Source organism: Bacillus sp. AC266, assembly GCF_979253805.1.
Window position 1 is genome coordinate 1 of record NZ_CEEDEC010000021.1, and the last position, 2,481, is coordinate 2,481.

The window sequence follows — 2,481 nt, forward strand, 5'->3', positions numbered from 1 at the left end:
AAACCTAAGTCGTTTCGACTTAGGTTTTTTTGTGTTTATTTTTATTTACCGAAGGTTAAAATCCATAAATTTAATAACCCTAAAGATGAAAAAATAATGAAATAGAAATGGTATAAAATAAAATTCGGATGATAAAGTAATACGTTTAAATATAAATAGAAGGTAAGAATTACCTTTTTGTGTTAATTTAGTTGTCGAATGAACAATAATGTTTTTGATTTTATATGAAAAGATTAAGTGAAAAATAGCTATCCAGTTCTTTTTCACTTAATCTTTTTGTATTTTTAAGGGATTTTACATAAGAAAAAATCTATAATTAAGGTAGTTAACATATATTTTTTGATGGGTGTGGGGGATTATGAAAGAAATATGCATGTTATTAGTGGCTGTTATATTATGGGGGACAGCCATTGCACCAACGAAATGGGCATTAGAATCCATTCAACCGTTTACTTTGTTATTTATTCGTCTTTTCTTTGCGGGTGGGATTTGTATGTTTTTCTCATTTAACGAACTACAAAAAGCAGTTATACATAAACATATTCCGTGGAAAAGAATGAGTTTACTGTCTTTTACTGGTGTAGCTGGGTACTTTATGTTCACATCCTATGGTATTTCTTTAACAAGTGGATTACATGTTAGTATTATTGATGCTGCATTGCCATTAGTTACAATTCTTTTTTCAGCGTTCTTTCTGAAAGAGAAAATTCAGATGGATTATTGGATCGGGATTATGTTGGGTGCTATAGGAGTGCTCTTTATTACAATTCCATCTAGCGATACTAATCAAGAGGTGTCTTTAATAGGAGATATACTTATTTTATTAAGTACCTTTTTATTTGCGTTCTACACAGTTTTGTTAAAACGGCCAAAACAAGAACGACGTTTATCTAATAAAGTTTTCACTACAGTAACACTAATGATAGGTGCAGCTATTGTGTTGCCATTTGCAATGATAGAAATTTTTTACTACGGTTTCCCAAAAATCGAAACATGGAAGATTGGATTTAGTGTAGTATACCTTGTTATTGGGGCAACAATTTTAGCATATTGGTTCTGGAATAAAGCGCTAGAGACGGTCTCAGCATCAATAAGTGGACTGTACTTAAATGGATTGCCGTTAATAAGTATCATTACTTCAATTATCCTATTAAATGAATCTCTGACATGGAAGATAATAATGGGAGGGAGTCTAGTTTTAATTGGAGTAGGATGGGCGGATAAGCAAAAGTTACGTAATCTATTAAAGGGTAATAAAATGGATAGTAGGGACTGTTAAATTGTATGTTTTATATAGTTTAAATGTTAAAAAGATACCTCATATATATGTATAAGGTATCTTTTTATATTTAGCGAAGATAATGGACTTAAATTAGTAGGGATATTCTTTGTTATATCTATATGTATCGAAATCTTTTTGAAATATTGTTTTGACGAGCTGTATACATTCATCATCATAAAAGCTTTCAAAAGTCGGGTGACGAGGGAATAAAGGATCAGTAATATCGGCATCGCTGAAATTCCCTTTATAAATCATGGCAGGGGTTTGATGATGCCATGATGTTGAAAACTCATTTATCGGTGCAGGTTTTAATTCGAAACGTTTTTCTAATTCTTTCATTTCCTGATCGAAATTTTCTAAGTATATATAATTGGTTACATACTCTTCTTCACCTGCTATATATTGTTGTGTAAAGTGAGCGTTAATATCATTTGCATGAGCACCTTTAGTAAATAGGTAGTATAAAAATTGTTTGAATGAGATTCCTTTAGGAGAATTTTCATTTTGATATAAAAACTTTCGAATGGGTTTCCATTCTTCATTTTCTACATAAGGAGGTGCAATTAAGGACACGAAAGAACTGACTGCTCTTCTAAACGGATTGCGAACCAGTTTGAAAGTTTCCTTTTGTTTATCTCGTAGTGCTACACTCAGCCGTATATTATAGGCCGGTGTACTTTTGTATATTTCATATTCGAAATTATGGATGAAGGGGTGATAGTTTAAAGCTGTTTGTAATAAATCAATCTGGTAAAAAAACCACTTAGCAAGGGAAGTACAACCACTTTTTTGACTCCAAAATAGAATGAGAGGAAAGTTTCTATGATAGTGTGGGCTTCTTGCATTAGTACTAATGATGTGTAATAAGGAAGGATCCAACAATTGATGCACTCCTTTCATGTATCTTGATTATATATACATATGTAAAATAAAGATGAGGTATGAGTGTGTGGAATTTTTTTTGTAGAAAATGAAAAAGAAATGTTGACTATTATTATATAGAGGTGTAATATAGGACAAGTCGCCGATAGCAACAACGCAGAAAGCGACAAACGAAATGAAAAACTTAGTTGACATTAACTAACGAAGATGTTAACATAAGGAAGTCGCAATGAGCGACCGAGTAGTTCTTTGAAAACTGAACGAAACAAACAACGTGAACGTCAATTTTTATTTTTAGATGCTAGACAAACTAACTT

2 protein-coding genes are annotated in these 2,481 nt (G+C 31.8%); one reads left to right on the forward strand and one right to left on the reverse strand.

Annotated features, from left to right (window positions below; all coding sequences use genetic code 11):
* The first annotated feature begins 358 nt into the window (after positions 1–358).
* On the forward strand, positions 359–1,279 hold the full coding sequence (locus AC0IXC_RS29015; RefSeq protein ID WP_002140184.1) for a DMT family transporter: 921 nt from the start codon (positions 359–361) through the stop codon (positions 1,277–1,279).
* Between the two features lie 93 nt (positions 1,280–1,372).
* On the opposite strand, the gene AC0IXC_RS29020 is transcribed toward AC0IXC_RS29015, so the two are convergent.
* The gene (locus AC0IXC_RS29020; protein WP_002139383.1) at positions 1,373–2,164 is read right to left on the reverse strand and encodes a sulfotransferase family 2 domain-containing protein; all 792 of its coding nucleotides are present in this window, start codon (positions 2,162–2,164) and stop codon (positions 1,373–1,375) included.
* Positions 2,165–2,481: the final 317 nt, after the last annotated feature.

Excerpts from the sequence above, each read along its gene's own strand:
- AC0IXC_RS29015 (WP_002140184.1), top strand. The coding sequence starts at position 359 with ATGAAAGAAATATGCATGTTATTAGTGGCTGTTATATTATGGGGGACA.